Origin of the sequence: Bacillus sp. NP247, from assembly GCF_018966865.1 — a bacterium.
Classification (GTDB): domain Bacteria; phylum Bacillota; class Bacilli; order Bacillales; family Bacillaceae_G; genus Bacillus_A.
This window is the reverse complement of record NZ_CP076653.1, coordinates 3,022,458-3,039,560: the sequence shown is the minus strand read 5'-3', so window position 1 is coordinate 3,039,560 and position 17,103 is coordinate 3,022,458. Positions and strand designations below refer to the sequence as shown.

The following is a 17,103-nucleotide window of genomic DNA, read 5'->3' as shown; positions in this document are numbered from 1 at the left end:
ATAAAAAAGAGCAGGATACAAACGTCCTACTCTACCTATTATATCATTTACTGCTTTATCATAAATGTTACAATGCTTATTTCTTATCCTCTATAGCTTACAGCTAATCCCTTTAAGAAATTCCTTGCGTATCTATCACCGCACTCTTTGTAATTCTTATGGCCTTCTTTTCTTAATAGAGCGCTTAATTCTCCTTTTGTTACAATGACTCCTACGTCTTCTAATATATCAAGCATATCTTCACTTGTTAATGATAGTGCTATCTTCAATTTTTTTAGAACGAGATTATTAACACTTCCATTACTCTTTAAAGACATCGCTTGTCTATCCGATTGCCCTGGTTTTGGATCTTGTTTTCCTCTTTTAAAAGTAATAAAACCATTCAAAAATGACTCTAACATAACATTATTGCATTTTATTTCGTAATCATATTCAACTACATCAATATCATCAACTTCATCATAGTAACTGTTTTTTAATTTTGTCAGCATCTTTCGCACTTCTTCTTTTGTTACTTCAACGCCACCAAGTTTAAATATCTCCACCATATCTGTATCTTTTATATCCAGAGCATATCTTACTCGAATTAATATATCATTATTACTTATAGCCATTGTTTGTCCTCCTGAAATGTTGATTATAGTAATGCTTTTAGCATGTGTAAATTAATGTCGTTAAGTTACTACTTTAACATTTTAGAGGTTGGTTTTGTAGTCTTAGGTGGATTAATGGTTTTGGGGATGATTTTAAAACAGCAACATATGTTGTTTAGGTACTTTTAATTATCCATTTTAACCCAATTAAATTATAATGATACTAGAGTTAATATGAGAGGGAATCAATATTGAATTATCTAATTGGTTATAAAGATGCTGAACGAAACTTCGGACATGAGGACCCAATGCTAACAGAATATACATATGGGGAGCCAGGATCTAATACCGAAAAGCTCCTAAAAGTACAAAAGGGAGATTTACTATTAATTAACACACTTGAAAATGGACTAACCTGATATAGGTTAGTCCATTTCTTTTTATTTTAGTGGGCAACTCAAACATGAATGTTACGCAAAATTCAGGTGAAATATATTGATTGTGTTTACTTAGGTTTTCCTTTTTATTTGTGGTACGGTTCACCGTAACTAATCTAAATGAGGTTATTGTTCATTATTTTCATAATTAAATTTAACAAAAAAGGTAGTGCCTTCCGAGCCTGTTTGAATTTCTATTTTCGCATTATGCCGGGCAGCAATAGCATAACATACGCCTAATCCCAATCCAGTTCCATTATCTTTGGTCGTGTAAAATGGAGTACCCAGTTTCTCTAATACTTCGGGCCTGATACCTTTTCCTTGATCCCGCACTGCAAGCACCACACAATTTCGACCTTCCTTGTAGGTGCTAATGGTTAGAACTTTCCCTGTGCTCATCGCTTCTAAGCCATTACGGTATAGGTTTATTAATAATTGCCGTATCTCATTACGATTTAAAAGTAATTCCGGAATGTCATTTGTATCGACTTGAATATATTTATTTTGATTATACGTATCAATTTTTATTAAAGGAATACTATCGTGGATAATTGAATTTAAATCTAACATCTGTAAATCCGATTTCTTTGTATTACCCATTGAGAGAAATTCCGTAATAATAGAATTGGAACGGTCAAGTTCTTCAATCATTAAATTAAAGTACTTATTATGTTTCTCATAGATGCTCTCTTCTTTTAATAACTGCAAAAACCCTCGTACTGTTGTCATTGGATTTCTAATCTCATGGCTGATACCTGCTGCCATTTGCCCTATTAAATCTATGTTGGATAACCTTTTCAATTCCTGCTCATATTGCTTTTTTTCCGTTATGTTTTTAAAAACACAACAAATACCATCATCATACGGGTATGCAATAACTTCGTGCCAATATTCATCAGAGATAGAAAAAGATTCGAAATGAACTGTAGTTCGCTCTGACATTGCACGATGAAATTCCTTATACATAACTGCGTCGACGCTACTCAGGAAAACATCCCATATATTCTTGCCTAATACATCTTTTGCTGTTTTTCTTTGTGGAAAATATTGATGCTTATTTACGTACGTAAATTCCCATTTATTATTCAAAGTAAAGAATCCATCCGTAATACTTTCAATCACACTTGTAACTTTTTCATTAGCAGCAGCTAGTTCTCTCGTTCGCTCTTCCACCATACTTTCAAGTTGATCCATATATAACAAGTTTGAAAACGTAGGAGCTGTGGCATCAACGATAGATTTTGCCAGTTGAATTTGGGAATTATCGTAATTGTGAGCTTTTCCCTCTTTGCCAACGACGATTACCCCTAATATTTCTCCCATTGAAACCAATGGAATCATCAGTAGACCCTTACTATCTATATTTTTTGTTTGAATAACCTCTTGGATCTTGGCTTCATAGCTTTTCTCCATCCAATCCGCTTCTGTCCAATCACAGTCCTTGCTTAACTTTGTTGTTTTAATCGTTGTTTTGTCTAGCGGATCTAAAAGGTGGGCAGCCATGTTTTTACTCTCTAAAATCTGTCCTAAGTAAAAAAAACATTTATCAAAACTCTCCTGTATCGAGGAACACATTGATAAATCACGGGTAACATCTAGTAATAGCTGCTTCTCGGCAATAAGGTTTTCCTTTTGTGTTAAATTATTTGCATTTTGAATTGCGACCGCAGCCATATTTACATAAGCTTCAACACTTTGAATCTCTGAATCTGTTAAGTTCATTGGAACTCCATAATCAAATAAAAAAACCAGACCAAATAACTCTTGTCCAAATGAGATAGGCAGGGCTAATAAGGACTTAATTTTGAACGCAGCAACTGGTCTCGGATCCGGCCGATGATCCTTTGATGTATCAGGAATATAAATGGTTTTTTTGGTTTCAATAACTTCTTTTGCCAGTAAGTCTATTTCAGGATCAATTACCTGAGTATCGAGCGTTACGCCATTTATGGTCTCTGGTTTTCCTGCAAAACCTCTAAATGTTCCATCTTCCTGAGGTAAATAAATTCCAACAGCGTTGCACCTAACAATCTCCTCTGATATCGCCATTGTTACACGCTGCAATACTTCACGTAGTTCTAATTTTGTATTTATTATTTTTGTTATATTCGCGAGCCTAGAATATCTCGTCTGATCACTTAACATTCACATAGCCTCCAAGTTATAGGCATAATAAAATAAACATGATAATATCAGTGAAAATCAAGACCAACCTGCCATTTTCAATTTTCTCCTGTATTCTTTTCTTACCCTTGTTTTACATAGAATACTTCACTTACTTATGATACGGTTCACCTTAATTAAAATGAAACAAACACTCATAAAATCGCTACACCCTATCCCCTCTAACTTTCAAAAGTTACACTGTTTCACTATCTCCATCCTTATCAACACTCGCCACAAACTTATCAAGCAACGCACGCACTTCATCAGTTGATTTCGTGTTCATCAATTGATTTCTTAGTTCAGCAGCTCCAGGGAAGCCTTTTACATAAATTTTGAAGAAGCGATGAAGCCCTGTGATTGAGCGTGGTAGTACTTCTGCATATTGATCTTGAAGATCAAGCTGTAGTCTTAGAAGATCAAGGTGTTCTTTACTGCTATGTTCTCTTGGCTCTTTTTCAAAAGCAAATGGATTTTTAAAGATACCTCGTCCAATCATAACGCCATCAATACCGTATTTTTCAGCAAGTTCCATTCCAGTTTGACGATCAGGAATGTCTCCATTGATTGTTATTAGCGTATTTGGTGCAATGCGGTCACGTAATTTTTTAATTTCTGGAATTAGTTCCCAGTGCGCATCTACTTGGCTCATTTCTTCTCTTGTACGTAAGTGAATAGAAAGGTTCGCAATATCTTGTTTGAAAATGTGCGTTAACCAATCCTCCCACTCACTTAACTCTTTAAAGCCAAGTCGTGTTTTTACGCTGACAGGTAGTCCGCCCGCTTTTGCTGCTTGAATAAGTTCTGCCGCAACGTCTGGACGTAGAATAAGGCCACTACCTTTTCCTCTTGATGCTACATTCGGTACAGGGCAGCCCATATTAATATCAATACCTTTAAATCCTAACTCTGCCATGCCAATACTCATTTGACGGAAGTATTCAGGATTATCTCCCCAAATATGCGCCACTATCGGCTGTTCATCTTCTGTAAAAATTAAACGGCCACGTACACTTTTCATACCTTCTGGATGGCAATAGCTATCCGAGTTTGTAAACTCTGTGAAAAATACATCCGGGCAACCGGCTTCACTTACTACGTGACGGAAAACAACGTCTGTCACATCTTCCATTGGTGCAAGTACGAAAAACGGTCGTGGTAAATCACGCCAAAAATTATCTATCATTTCAAATTCAAATCCTCTCACTATGAATACAATTTCAAATTCTCAATTTAAAAATATAAGGCCAAATAACAACTGGACATTTATAATTTGTGAAAATCAGCAATATTTATTTTAACTAAAATCGTTGCTGAATGGTATTTTTATAAACCAAAAAGCAGGTGGTATAGATTTTTTCTATATCAACTGCTTTTCTATTATACCAACTTAAGCCAAGCCACACACTCCACATGAGTAGTATGCGGGAACATATCAACAGGTTGTACTTCCTGCGTTTTATATCCGCCTTCTTCTAGTACTTTTAAGTCGCGTGCTAATGTTGCTGGATTACATGATACGTATACGACGCGCTTTGGCTTCATGTCGATGATTGTGTTTAGTAATGCTTCATCACAGCCTTTACGCGGTGGGTCGACGACCATTGTGTCGGCGATTACGCCTTCTTTGTACCATTTTGGAATGACTACTTCTGCTTCTCCTACGCCAAATTCAGCGTTTGTCATGTTGTTTAGTGCTGCGTTTCGGTTTGCGTCTTCGATTGCTTCTGGAACAATTTCAACACCGTACACTTTTTTCGCTTTTTGCGCTAGGAATAAGGAGATTGATCCGATTCCGCAATAGGCATCGATTACTGTTTCGTCACCATTTAATTTTGCGTATTCTAACGTTTTATCGTATAGCACTTTCGTTTGTTCTGGGTTTACTTGATAGAATGAACGTGCTGAAATCGCAAATTTAATGTCACCGATAAAGTCATAAATATATTCTGATCCGTACAGTACTGTCGTTTTGTCTCCGAAAATAACGTTTGTACGTTTCGTGTTTACGTTTTGAACGATTGATTTTACTTCTGGGAATTTCGCTGCGATTTCTTCAATGATTGCTTCTTTATTTGGCAATTCAGCTGTACGTGTAATGAAGACAAGCATAATTTCCCCTGTTACTTGTCCGTAGCGAGCCATTACGTGGCGAAGTGTTCCTTTGTTACGCTCTTCATTGTAAGCCGAAATACCGTGCTTTTCACAAATACGTTTTACTTCTTGAATTAATGTATCGTTTTCTTCCGCCTGAATTAAGCATGATTCCATATTAATGATGTCATGCGTTCCTTGACGATAGAAACCAGCTACAAGTCCACCTTCACGTTCTCCAATTGGCACTTGTGCTTTATTGCGGTATACCCACGGGTTTTTCATGCCAAGTACAGGATGAACAGGAACATCACTTAATCCACCGATGCGCTGCATAACATCACGTACTTGTTTTTCTTTCGCTTTTAATTGTCCTTCATATGTTAAGTGCTGAAGCTGGCAACCGCCGCACTCGTTGTACACGGGGCATTCTGCATCTTTACGATATGGACTTTCTTGATGAAGCTTCATTAAACGACCAAACGCGAAGTTTTTCTTCACTTTAATAATTTTAATTTGCGCTTCCTCACCTGGTAATCCGTTTTTTACGAAAATAGGATATCCCTTCACTTTCGCAACACCGGCACCATCATGTGTTAAATCTTCAAACACTACATCTATAAACTCGTTTTTTTCAACTGGTGGCGTCATTTTTGTACTCATTTTCCGACCTCTCTTTTTCATAACACTGCGTTACATTTTATCATACTTATATGGTCTATTTCTATTGGAAGAAAAAAAGCTATTGACGATAGTTCTCTAGTAATGTTACGCTACTACTAATTTAATACGGACGATGTTACCTCATATATAGTCGATAATATGGATCGAGAGTTTCTACCCGGCAACCTTAAATTGCTGGACTATGGGGAAAACTAATGAATATTAGCCTATGTATAAAAAGACTCCTATTGATTAGCTTTCTCTCATAGATGAAAGTGAATCCATAGGAGTCTTTTTTTATTTTTTATTTTCAAAAAGGTCAGACATCTTACGTATGACATAAAACTTCTACTACTTTATTTTTAGTAATATAACGAACGTTTTATGTACAAACTTTATACGAACTTCTGAAAGGGGCAACTACATGCAATATGTAATGAGCATTATCGGCATTCTTGTCGTTTTAGGTTTATGTTTTGCTTTGTCAAACAACAAAAGTAAAATCAACTTCCGTGCAATTGCTATTATGATTGGTTTTCAAATTTTAATCGGTTGGTTTATGTTTGGCACAAAGATTGGTCAACAAATCATTGTTTTCATTGGTAAAGTTTTCAACAAACTAATTAAACTTGGTACGACAGGTGTCGATTTTCTCTTTAATGGAATTCAAAGAGATTTTGTCTTTTTCTTAAACGTATTACTAATTATCGTATTTTTCTCAGCACTACTTTCTATCTTTAGTTACTTAGGTGTTTTACCATTCATCGTTCGCATTGTCGGCGGTGCAATTTCAAAAATTACTGGTTTACCACGCGTTGAATCATTCCACGCAGTAAATTCTGTATTCTTCGGTTCAAGTGAAGCGTTAATCGTTATTAAAAACGATTTACAGCATTTTAATAAAAACCGTATGTTTATCATTTGTTGTTCTGCGATGAGCTCTGTTTCTGCTTCTGTTACAGCATCATACGTAATGATGTTAGATGCGAAATATGTACTAGCAGCTCTTCCACTAAACTTATTCTCAAGCTTAATCGTTTGTTCGTTATTAACACCAGTTGATACGAAAAAGGAAGATGAAGTGATTCAAAAATTTGATAGAACTCTATTCGGAGACAGCTTTATCGGCGCAATGATTAACGGTGCGCTCGACGGTTTAAAAGTAGCTGGTATCGTTGCCGCATTAATGATCGCCTTTATCGGTGTTATGGAAGTTGTAAACTACGTAATTAGCGCAGCTTCAGGTGCAATGGGATATGCTGTTACTTTACAACAAATCTTCGGTTATATACTTGCTCCATTCGCATTCTTAATGGGTATCCCAACTCATGATATTATCCCAGCTGGTGGTATTATGGGTACGAAGATTGTCTTAAATGAATTCGTAGCAATCCTTGATTTAAAAGGCGCTGCTGCAACATTAGATCCACGTACAGTTGGAATCGTTACTGTATTCTTAATTAGCTTCGCAAGTATTAGCCAAATTGGTGCGATTGTTGGTACAATCCGTGCCCTTTCTGAAAAACAAGGAAGCGTCGTATCAAAATTTGGTTGGAAAATGCTATTTGCATCAACACTTGCTTCTATTTTATCTGCAACAATCGCTGGATTGTTTATTTAATAAAAAATCACCTTACTCGTTAAAGTAAGGTGATTTTTTGATTCTTTATGAAACCGAACGGAATTCAACTACTTCCTCTTTACTAATAAGCTTTCCTTCGTGTATACCTTTTACTGAAATATCAATAACAGATTTATTCTCTCCTTCAAGCTTGCCTAAGGAAAATAAATAGATTAAATCTTTTTTTTGTAACATCCATTGCTTGCCATTCACTGGACCTAATATTCTTTTTTCTGAAGATGGTTTTGTTTCTCCAACATACTGACATTCTCCAAAAGAAGTTTTTATTATATTCTTCTCTGTATCAATTACTAGCTGCTGAAATAGCTCCAGATTTTTACTTGAAACAATTTCTATCTCATGGTTACTTTTTTGCTTAAATTTAAGTTTTCCATCACTTGTATTAGATAAACTACTATTCTCAACGGCATTTCTAAAAAAATTATATTCTTCTTCTGTAATACCAAAATTCGGGTGATAAGGCTTCACCTGCTTATCTATATGCCCCGATATGTAGTTTACATACCACTCTTTATCATTTTTTACATGATCACTCATTTTTTTAGTAATAACCTCTACTTTTTTACGGGTATCACGATCCATCTCAATCGTCATAATATCCGCCGTAACTTCCGCGTTCATCAGATGCTTTGGAATATACTCTTCCACACTATTCGCCTTACTCACTTCACTTTGGCAACCGACTATGAATAACGATATGAGCAGAATATATACTATTTTTTTATATTTCATTTCTGTTCTCCACTCCGTACATCATTCTTGCTTAAATTTATAGCGGTTCTTATTATAGTCTAAAATCCTGATATTTTAATAGAAACTACTCTAAATATGCAAAATTGCATATTAATAAACCTTCCTCTTACTTTAAAATTAGCTTAAATAATTTACCAAAATATACAAATTACAAATGAACAATGTTATAATTTGTAAAAAATATTGAAGGATATTATGAAAGCCCACGCCCTTTTTGACTTCTTACATTTACTAGTTTTAAGCATAAAAAGCTATTATGTATGGGGAATGCCTATCTATGTCTTTATTATTCCTCTCATTTTTGTAGTAGGTTATATTATTATCAATTCCAATAAGACACGAAAGAATACATCGATTCAAAGTCATTAATCTATCGCCCTAATAGCTCCTCCCAAAAATCATATTCCCCTCATTTTATTCAAATGATATGATGAACAAGGGTATATCCCCACCACTCTTATAGCGGTGGGGATTTTAATGTAAATATGCAACATAATACACAATAGAAGGTGATTTTATGAGAAAATACGCAGCAATTGCTTTATGTACGTCTGCCATCCTAGCAGGCTGTAATACAAATAATGCTAGCCCAGAACCTGCAAAAGAGAAAAAGGTACAAGAAGTAAAAAAACAAGAAGAGACTGTACAAACACAAGGTAAAATTTCTTATAATCCAGTTACGCACGAATCTACAAACACAGCTATTCATATAACAGATATAAAAGATGCTTTAACCGAAGTACAATATAAAATTTGGCGTACTGCTGATGGAAAAGAAACTACTAAATCTTTTTCTTCTAAAGAAAAAGAGAAACAATTCACCATTCCTTTTGATATAAAAGAATTTGAAGGAAAACGTGGTGAATATCAAATTGAAGCAACAGGAATAAAAGAAGATGGGAAAACGATCCCGCTCACGAAATCTATTATTACTTTCGAGCAAAAAGTTCCTGTTCTTATGTACCACGCAATTGACGATTATCATGGACAAGGTATTAAAGATTTATTCGTATCGCCTGCTAACTTTGAAGCACAAATGAAGTATTTAAAAGACAATGGTTATACATTATTAACATTTGAACGCTGGAGCGATATAAATAAAGTAAACAAGCCGATTTTCGTTACATTTGATGATGGCATGAAAAATAATATGAATGCATTTCATGTTTTACAAAAGCTAAAAGACGATACTTTCAAACCAACAGCGACAGAATATATGATTGTTGATAACGTTGATGTAGAAGGAGCTCTTTCTACATCTGAAATAAAAGAAATGGTTGATTCCGGCATTTTCTCGGTACAATCTCATACAGCAACACATGCAGACTTACCGAAAATTACAAACTATGAAGAAGAACTAAAAGGCTCGAAAGAAAAGCTAGAAAAAATAACAGGTAAGCCTGTTATCGCAATCGCTTATCCATTTGGTCATGTGGATGATAAAGTTGTCACAGAAACAAAGAAATATTATCAATTTGCGACGACAACGAAGCCTGGACAATTCATTACGAAGGATGAACCTGATGAGTTATTAAAGATGAAACGCGTTCGTATACACCATACAACTACAGTTGAACAGTTTGCTTCTTCCATTAAATAAATGTGAGAGCTCAATACATTTTGAGCTCTCTTTTTACGCTATATTTATATATATTTTTAGAATTTTCTTGTATTATATATAGTAAGAAATCTTTCAAACTAAAGGAGATTATACATATGTCATTTGAACAAACGTTAGAGAAGTATGCTGCCCTTGCAGTCAATGTTGGTGTTAATATTCAACCTGGACAAACTTTATCAATTAGCGCACCTCTTGAAGCTGTACAATTTGTACGCCTCGTTACAGAAAAAGCATATAAGTCTGGTGCAAAACACGTATATGTTGATTGGAATGATGAGACGTTAACACGCTTAAAGTTCGATCTAGCTCCTGAAGAAGCATTCGCTGAATTCCCTTCTTGGAAAGCACATGCTCGTGAAGAATTAGCAAAAGAAGGCGCTGCATTTATGTCTATTTATGCAGAAAACCCTGATTTATTAAAAGGTGTAGAAGCAACACGTATCGCAACAGCTCATAAAGTAGCTGGAGAAGCGATGAAAGTATACCGTGATTATGTACAAGCTGATAAAGTGAGCTGGTGTGTAATTTCTGTTCCTACGAAAGAATGGGCTGCAAAAGTATTCCCTGACGTAGCACCAGAGGAGCAAGAAACAAAACTATGGGACGCTATCTTCAAAGCTACTCGCGCTGATTTAGAAAATCCTGTGGAAGCATGGAAAGAACATGATGAAACGCTACATACAAAAGTTGATTACTTAAACGAAAAACACTATAAAGCTCTTCACTATACAAGCCCTGGAACAGATTTAACAATTGAACTTCCAGAAAAGCATGTATGGGCTGGTGCTGGTAGCCTAAATGAAAAGAACATACCATTTATGGCTAATATTCCAACTGAAGAAGTATTTACAATGCCACTTAAAACAGGTGTAAACGGCCAAGTGTCTAGCACAAAACCGTTAGCATTTGCAGGTAACATTATCGATAACTTCACGTTAACATTTGAAAACGGCCGTATCGTAGACTACAAGGCTGAAGCTGGTGAAGAAGCTTTAAAACATTTAGTGGAAACAGATGAAGGCTCTCACTTCTTAGGAGAGGTCGCTTTAGTGCCTCATGATTCACCAATTTCAAACACAAATATTTTATTCTACAATACGCTATTTGACGAAAATGCATCTTGCCACCTTGCAATCGGAAGCGCTTATGCATTTAACTTAGTTGGTGGAAAAACAATGTCTAAAGAAGAACTTGCTGAAAATGGTGCAAACGCTAGTATTACACACAACGACTTCATGATCGGATCAGCTGAGCTTGATATCGACGGTATTACAGCTGATGGAAGACATGAGCCGATTTTCCGTAAAGGTAACTGGGCGTTTTAATATAAGAGGAGGCTACCCCAATGGGTAGCCTCCTTTTATTATGTCGTTTTTTCCGGTACATCGGTATATTTCAAAAATCGCTGATATAAATTGTGACAAAGAAAAAAGCTATCTTCTACAAAAGATAGCTTTCATGATGCCGATGACACCTTAAGTCCAATTACTCCTAGAACAATAAAGAGAATACAACACGCTTGGAATAAGTTAATATGCTCTTTAAAGAAGTACACACTAATAATTGTAATAAGTAGTGTCCCTAGGCCGGACCAGATCGCATAAGCAATGCTTAAGTTAATCTTCTTTACAACGATAGCAAAGATACTGAAGCAAATACCATAAAAAACGAAAATAAGGACACTTGGAACAAGCTTTGTTAAACCGTTTGATAACTTCATCGCAATCGTTCCAGCTACTTCAAAAATAATTGTTACGAGTAACAATAGCCAATATACCATACTAGAATCTCCTTCTCTGTTACCTTATAGAGATTCTAGTATACTACTTATAATCCTAATGAAATATATTTAATTTCTAAATATTCCTCAATGCCGAAATGGCCTCCTTCGCGGCCGATACCACTTTCTTTAAAGCCACCAAATGGTGCTTGTGCAACTGATGGAAGTCCATCATTCAAACCGATAATGCCGTACTCTAACGCTTCGCTAATTTGGAATGCTTGGCTAATATCTTTTGTGAAAATATAAGCAGCTAAACCATATGGTGTATTATTTGCTCGCTCGATTACTTCTTCAACTGTTTTAAATTTAGCAACTGGTGCAACTGGTCCAAATGTTTCTTCATTCATACAAAGCATCGTGTCATTTGCCAATCCAATTACTGTTGGCTGAATGAAATATCCATCTAACTCTGCAAATTTTTGGCCACCATATAAAACTTCTCCACCCTTTTGAATAGCGTCTTCAATATGTTCTTGTACTTTCGAAATTGCATTCGCATCAATAAGTGGACCTACAGTTGTTCCTTCACCGAATCCGTCTCCAACTTTAAGCTGCTCTACAGCTTTTGTGAACTTCTCTGCAAATTCTTCGTACACTTCTTCTTGAACAAAGACGCGGTTTGTACATATACACGTTTGTCCTGCGTTACGGAATTTCGAACCGATTACCGCTTCTACCGCCTTATCTAAATCAGCATCATTCATAACAATAAATGGAGCGTGACCACCTAATTCAAGCGAAACCTTTTTCATCGTTTGCGCAGCGCTAGCCATTAATTCTTTCCCAATTTCAGTTGATCCTGTAAAGGACACTTTTCGAACGCGCTCATCTTCCATCCACGTATCAGCAATTGCCTTTGCACTACCTGTTACAATATTTATTACACCTTTTGGAATGTCTGCTTCATGTGCTAATTCAACTAACTTCAATGCAGTTAATGGCGTTTGACTCGCTGGTTTCACAACTGCCGTACAGCCTGCTGCAAGTGCTGGAGCCACCTTTCTCGTAATCATAGCAGCTGGGAAGTTCCACGGTGTAATAGCTGCCATAACCCCAACTGGTTGCTTCATAACTAAAATACGCTTATTCGGATGAGAAGCAGGAATCATTTCACCGTATATTCTCTTTCCTTCTTCTGCGTACCATTCAACAAAACTATTTGCATAATTCACTTCACCAAGTGCTTCTGCAAACGGCTTCCCTTGCTCTCTCGTCATGATTGCTGCAATTTCTTCTTTATTTTCATCAATGAGTGTGAACCACTTTTTTAACTTTACTGCACGATCCGCTGCCGTTAATTTTGACCATAATTTAAAAGCCTCATGTGCAGCATCAACCGCTTGCTTTGCCTCTGTAATCCCACCCTTTGGTACCGTTGCAAATACTTCCTTTGTCGCTGGATTATTTACTTCGATTTGTTCTTGCAGTGTAATCCACTCACCATTTATATACATCGCCTTTTTCTCTAAGTTTACGAACGTCGCTTTTTTATCCAATGTTTTCTTCCTCCTCTATAAACTTCTTAATTTTCCTATTAGCAGCAGATTGACTTATTTTTAAAAACTCCGCTACTTTATAGCTTGATCCACATGTTTTATATGCTTTTAAAATAATGTTTCGTTCTACTTCTTCCAACATTTTATAGAGACTTTGACCTGACTGTTCAACTGTTGATTCCTGCATTGCTATTGGTAAATTCTCTATCGTAACGATATCATCAGCAGTTATAACAATTCGTTCAATTACATTTTCAATTTCTCTATTATTTCCTTCCCAAGGGTACCCCACAAACATTTGCAATGTGCTAGGTGCTAATTTTACATTCCGTCCATACTTCTCATTAAATTGCTGTAAATAATGATAGATGAGCGGCAAAATGTCTTCTGTTCTCTCACGAAGTGGCGGAATTGAAATTGGAATGACATTCAGACGATAATATAAATCTTTCCTGAATGTTCCTTGTTTCACCATCGCACTTAAATCTCTATTTGTTGCCGCCACAATTCTAACGTCTACCTTTTTCAGTTCTCTTCCGCCTATAGGGCGAAACGTTTTTTCTTGCAATACTTGCAAAAGCTTCGCTTGAATTTCAAGCGGCATTTCACCAATTTCATCTAAGAAAAGAGTCCCTTTATGCGCTGCTTCTAATAACCCCTTTTTTCCTTCACGATTAGCACCTGTAAAAGATCCACCTGAATATCCAAAAAGCTCCGATTCAATTAAATTAGTTGGCAATGCCGCACAATTAATTTCATAGAAACTTTCATTCTTCCGACTACTCACTTCATGCAAATGACGTACTAATCGACTCTTCCCTACTCCTGTCTCACCTAAAACGAGAACAGTACTATCTACCACGGATACTTTTTTGATTGTCTCGACTATTTTTTGCATAGCAATGCTTTTAAAAATAAGCCCTTCATGCTCATATGTTTCTCTTAATTCTTTTTTATATGTTTTTAGCTGATTATCCATTTCCTCTACCTTTTGACGTAATTGATAGAGTTCAGTAAGATCACGAGAATAACTAATCACTCTTCTTAAATTTCCTTCATCATCAAAAACAGGCCTTGTACGAACATGCAAATACTCTCCTGATTTTGTCGTTTGAACGAGTTCAATTGGTCTCTTTTTTTCAATTACCTCTAATGTTGCCGATGGATAAAAGATTCCATCCTTTTGTAATTCTTCTACATGCTTACCTACTAACTCTGCAGCAGCTAGTTGATAGTGTCTTTCACATGTACTATTTACACGTACAACGATTCCCTTTTCGTCAGTAACAAAAATTTCGTCAAACGCATATTCAAATGCATCTTTTAAATCCATTAACACTCGTTCCTTTTCTGCAACCATCCTAGCCACCCCTAACTTCAAATCCATCGATTCACTTCACTACCTTTATTATAAAGTGAATTTTCTGCATTTAATATAGAGTCAGCTAGAATGTTTGCGATTTATAATTTAGTTTTTAAACACGTGCGATGTTTGCCTGCTCATAACAAGCTTGCAGCGATTCCTCAATTATTGCTAATCCTTCTTCAAGTTGCTCATCTGTAATCACTAATGGCATTAACACACGAATAACATTTCCATATGTTCCTGCGGATAATAAAAGTAGTCCACGCTTATTTGCTTCTGCACATAAATTAGCCGCTAATGTTTTATCAGGCGCTTTCGTCTTACGATCTTGAACGAGCTCGAATGCACACATTGCCCCTAAGCCGCGCACATCACCGATGCAATTATATTTATTTTTCATCTCTTGGAATCTGTTCATTACAACTTGCCCTACTTCTATCGCTCTATCATTTAATTTCTCTTTTTCTATTACATCAAGCACAGCTAATGCAGCCGCACATCCTAGTGGGCTTCCTGCATACGTTCCGCCCAGTTCTCCCGGTGCAGACTCATTCATAATTTCTTTACGCCCAATCACGCCGCTTATCGGTACACCAGCACCTAATGATTTAGATACCGTAATTAAATCTGGAACGACATCATAATGATCAATTGCAAAGTATTTTCCGGTACGACTAAAGCCTGTTTGAATTTCATCAGCTACAAATAAAATACCGTACTCTGAACAAATGCTGCGTACTTCTTGAACAAATTTCTTACTTGGAACGATAAATCCGCCTTCCCCTTGAACAGGCTCCATTACAACAGCTGCAATTGTTTCTGGTGCTACTTCTGATATGAAGAAGTTCTTAAACTCTTCAATGATAAAGTCATCATACTGCTCTTCTGTTAACCCTTCTGGGCGACGGTATTCATATGGGAATGGCGCTTTATATACTTCTGGAGCAAATGGACCAAATCCAAATTTATATGGTTTTACTTTACTTGTCATCGTCATTGTCATTAATGTACGCCCATGAAATCCTTTAGAAAATGCAATAATTCCAGGTCTCTTCGTATATTTACGAGCAATCTTCACTGCATTTTCAACCGCTTCTGCCCCACTGTTTAAAAACAGCACTTGTTTATCGAAATTACCTGGTGCTAATGCTGCCAGCTTTTCTGCCAACTCAATATATGGCTCATACATCATCACATTAAAACCAGTATGAATATATTGATCTACTTGTTTATGAAGCGCTTCTTTAACAGTAGGATGACAATGTCCTACATTAATTGTCCCGATTGCTCCTGCGAAATCAATATACTGGTTTCCATCCACATCTGTTACGAGTGCACCATTTGCAGAATGTACAAATGTTGGAATACCATTACTTACTCCTTTTGGTACTATATTTTGGCGGCGTTCTAATAAAGACGCTGCTTTCGGTCCTGGAATTTGTTCATTTACTTTAGCAAATTTTTTTGTGTTCATTGTGTACCCCATCCTTTTCTATACAATGTTTTCTCTTTATATTGCAAGATGTATGCCAACTTCCCCTTTCTAGTATTCATCCCATTCTCTTACTATCTCGGCATAAAAAATAAGTCTATAAAGACTCATATAGAGTCCTTATAGACTTATTCATTTATACATTAGACTTTCCTTGTTTCCAAATAAACTCACCTGAATGAGAAATTAAATCTTCAACAGATTGTAATACTAAATCTGCAAGTGGTTCTAACGTTTGACGATCACCCGTACCAGATAGTACGCCAATCGCATAACAGTCGCCACCATTTTTCGCTAAATATAAATCCGTCGGTGTATCCCCGACGACCGCTATTTCGCATGTCTCTAAATTAAATCTCTCACAAAACGATTCTACAATTTTTTTATCTGGCTTCTGTGCTGGAAATGTATCTGAAGCTATAACACAATCAAAAAAAGCTTCCAATTGATATTGCTTTAAAAATAATTCTGTCGGCGCGAAATCATCAGCTGTAACGACACCTAGAATAAATCCTCTATCCTTTAACGCTTGTAAAACTTTCGGTAAATCTGCCGTCATTCTCATATGTGAACGATGCTCGTACATAAGAGCAAACAATTTTTCACTCACCCATTGATGCATCTCTTCTTCTCTAGATGATGCAATATACTTACAAAGCCCCTTGGCCACATCAAGACTCGTTCCAGCAGCGAGCGCACTACGAGGATGAACAAATGCTCCATCTACGCCAATCTCTTTTAATAACGTCTGCTGCATTAATTCTGGTAATTGATATAAATTTATACATTCTGCAACAAGTTCTTCAGCTACTTTTATCCAAATCGAATGAAAATCCATTAATGTCCCATCTTTATCAAATAGTATTGCTTTTACCTTCTCCATAGCACCCTACCTCTCATTTCTTATCTCTTCCAGTGTATCAATAAAATATGGATATAAAATAAACGGATTGTAAAAATACCATAAAAATCAAACTAACTCCCAATTTACAATTCATCT

Annotated in this window: 14 protein-coding genes and 1 riboswitch; of the genes, 4 read left to right on the top strand and 10 right to left on the bottom strand. The window is 36.2% G+C overall.

The window, feature by feature from the left end; genetic code table 11:
• Positions 1–83 precede the first annotated feature (83 nt).
• Positions 84–614 carry a YehS family protein gene (locus tag KPL75_RS16020; protein ID WP_002010158.1) on the bottom strand — a complete coding sequence of 177 codons (531 nt, stop codon included), beginning with the start codon at positions 612–614 and terminating at the stop codon, positions 84–86.
• A 230-nt stretch (positions 615–844) separates the two neighbouring features.
• On the opposite strand from KPL75_RS16020, the gene KPL75_RS16015 reads away from it, so the two are divergent.
• Positions 845–1,012, top strand: coding sequence for a hypothetical protein (locus KPL75_RS16015; RefSeq protein ID WP_002010155.1), 168 nt, complete (start codon positions 845–847; stop codon positions 1,010–1,012).
• A gap of 144 nt (positions 1,013–1,156) precedes the next feature.
• Here the strand turns inward: KPL75_RS16015 and KPL75_RS16010 are convergent, their stop codons facing one another.
• The 3 genes from KPL75_RS16010 to rlmD all read right to left on the bottom strand — a co-directional run bounded on the left by KPL75_RS16010 (position 1,157) and on the right by rlmD (position 5,950).
• A complete protein-coding gene (locus KPL75_RS16010) occupies positions 1,157–3,175 on the bottom strand; it encodes a GAF domain-containing sensor histidine kinase (protein ID WP_002010154.1) in 2,019 nt (672 codons plus the stop codon).
• A gap of 214 nt (positions 3,176–3,389) precedes the next feature.
• On the bottom strand, positions 3,390–4,379 hold the full coding sequence (locus tag KPL75_RS16005; RefSeq protein ID WP_219916949.1) for a tRNA dihydrouridine synthase: 990 nt from the start codon (positions 4,377–4,379) through the stop codon (positions 3,390–3,392).
• A 194-nt stretch (positions 4,380–4,573) separates the two neighbouring features.
• Positions 4,574–5,950 (bottom strand): 23S rRNA (uracil(1939)-C(5))-methyltransferase RlmD, encoded by a 1,377-nt coding sequence (rlmD, locus tag KPL75_RS16000; RefSeq protein WP_002151521.1) that lies wholly within the window; start codon positions 5,948–5,950, stop codon positions 4,574–4,576.
• Positions 5,951–6,071: 121 nt separating this feature from the next.
• Positions 6,072–6,173, top strand: a riboswitch (purine riboswitch).
• Between the two features lie 201 nt (positions 6,174–6,374).
• On the opposite strand from rlmD, the gene KPL75_RS15995 reads away from it, so the two are divergent.
• Complete coding sequence (locus tag KPL75_RS15995; protein WP_002151520.1) at positions 6,375–7,571, top strand: NupC/NupG family nucleoside CNT transporter; 1,197 nt, start codon at positions 6,375–6,377, stop codon at positions 7,569–7,571.
• A gap of 45 nt (positions 7,572–7,616) precedes the next feature.
• Here KPL75_RS15995 and KPL75_RS15990 read toward each other — a convergent pair whose 3' ends face one another.
• Positions 7,617–8,324, bottom strand: coding sequence for a hypothetical protein (locus KPL75_RS15990; protein ID WP_219916948.1), 708 nt, complete (start codon positions 8,322–8,324; stop codon positions 7,617–7,619).
• Positions 8,325–8,862: 538 nt separating this feature from the next.
• Between KPL75_RS15990 and KPL75_RS15985 the strand changes: the two genes are divergently transcribed.
• Positions 8,863–9,945 (top strand): polysaccharide deacetylase family protein, encoded by a 1,083-nt coding sequence (locus tag KPL75_RS15985; protein WP_219916946.1) that lies wholly within the window; start codon positions 8,863–8,865, stop codon positions 9,943–9,945.
• Positions 9,946–10,061: 116 nt separating this feature from the next.
• Complete coding sequence (locus tag KPL75_RS15980; protein WP_219916945.1) at positions 10,062–11,291, top strand: aminopeptidase; 1,230 nt, start codon at positions 10,062–10,064, stop codon at positions 11,289–11,291.
• 131 nt (positions 11,292–11,422) lie between these two features.
• Here the strand turns inward: KPL75_RS15980 and KPL75_RS15975 are convergent, their stop codons facing one another.
• The 5 genes from KPL75_RS15975 to KPL75_RS15955 form a co-directional block, all read right to left on the bottom strand.
• Entirely contained in the window at positions 11,423–11,746 is a 324-nt protein-coding gene (locus KPL75_RS15975; RefSeq protein ID WP_071772037.1) for a DMT family transporter, read from the bottom strand.
• A gap of 47 nt (positions 11,747–11,793) precedes the next feature.
• The gene (gene gabD / locus KPL75_RS15970) at positions 11,794–13,245 is read right to left on the bottom strand and encodes an NADP-dependent succinate-semialdehyde dehydrogenase (protein ID WP_219916943.1); all 1,452 of its coding nucleotides are present in this window, start codon (positions 13,243–13,245) and stop codon (positions 11,794–11,796) included.
• Positions 13,238–14,605 (bottom strand): sigma-54 interaction domain-containing protein, encoded by a 1,368-nt coding sequence (locus KPL75_RS15965; RefSeq protein ID WP_219916942.1) that lies wholly within the window; start codon positions 14,603–14,605, stop codon positions 13,238–13,240. The genes gabD and KPL75_RS15965 overlap by 8 nt, the downstream gene beginning before the upstream one ends.
• A 115-nt stretch (positions 14,606–14,720) precedes the next feature.
• Positions 14,721–16,085, bottom strand: coding sequence for a 4-aminobutyrate--2-oxoglutarate transaminase (gabT, locus tag KPL75_RS15960; RefSeq protein ID WP_219916941.1), 1,365 nt, complete (start codon positions 16,083–16,085; stop codon positions 14,721–14,723).
• Between the two features lie 154 nt (positions 16,086–16,239).
• The gene (locus KPL75_RS15955) at positions 16,240–16,986 is read right to left on the bottom strand and encodes an HAD family hydrolase (protein ID WP_219916940.1); all 747 of its coding nucleotides are present in this window, start codon (positions 16,984–16,986) and stop codon (positions 16,240–16,242) included.
• Positions 16,987–17,103: the final 117 nt, after the last annotated feature.

Coding starts and splice junctions, on each gene's coding strand:
- KPL75_RS15965 (WP_219916942.1), bottom strand. CDS start 14,605: ATGGTTGCAGAAAAGGAACGAGTGTTAATGGATTTAAAAGATGCATTT.
- gabT (WP_219916941.1), bottom strand. CDS start 16,085: ATGAACACAAAAAAATTTGCTAAAGTAAATGAACAAATTCCAGGACCG.
- KPL75_RS15975 (WP_071772037.1), bottom strand. CDS start 11,746: ATGGTATATTGGCTATTGTTACTCGTAACAATTATTTTTGAAGTAGCT.
- KPL75_RS15995 (WP_002151520.1), top strand. CDS start 6,375: ATGCAATATGTAATGAGCATTATCGGCATTCTTGTCGTTTTAGGTTTA.
- KPL75_RS16005 (WP_219916949.1), bottom strand. CDS start 4,379: ATGATAGATAATTTTTGGCGTGATTTACCACGACCGTTTTTCGTACTT.
- KPL75_RS15990 (WP_219916948.1), bottom strand. CDS start 8,324: ATGAAATATAAAAAAATAGTATATATTCTGCTCATATCGTTATTCATA.
- KPL75_RS15985 (WP_219916946.1), top strand. CDS start 8,863: ATGAGAAAATACGCAGCAATTGCTTTATGTACGTCTGCCATCCTAGCA.
- KPL75_RS16010 (WP_002010154.1), bottom strand. CDS start 3,175: ATGTTAAGTGATCAGACGAGATATTCTAGGCTCGCGAATATAACAAAA.
- KPL75_RS15980 (WP_219916945.1), top strand. CDS start 10,062: ATGTCATTTGAACAAACGTTAGAGAAGTATGCTGCCCTTGCAGTCAAT.
- rlmD (WP_002151521.1), bottom strand. CDS start 5,950: ATGAGTACAAAAATGACGCCACCAGTTGAAAAAAACGAGTTTATAGAT.
- KPL75_RS15955 (WP_219916940.1), bottom strand. CDS start 16,986: ATGGAGAAGGTAAAAGCAATACTATTTGATAAAGATGGGACATTAATG.
- KPL75_RS16020 (WP_002010158.1), bottom strand. CDS start 614: ATGGCTATAAGTAATAATGATATATTAATTCGAGTAAGATATGCTCTG.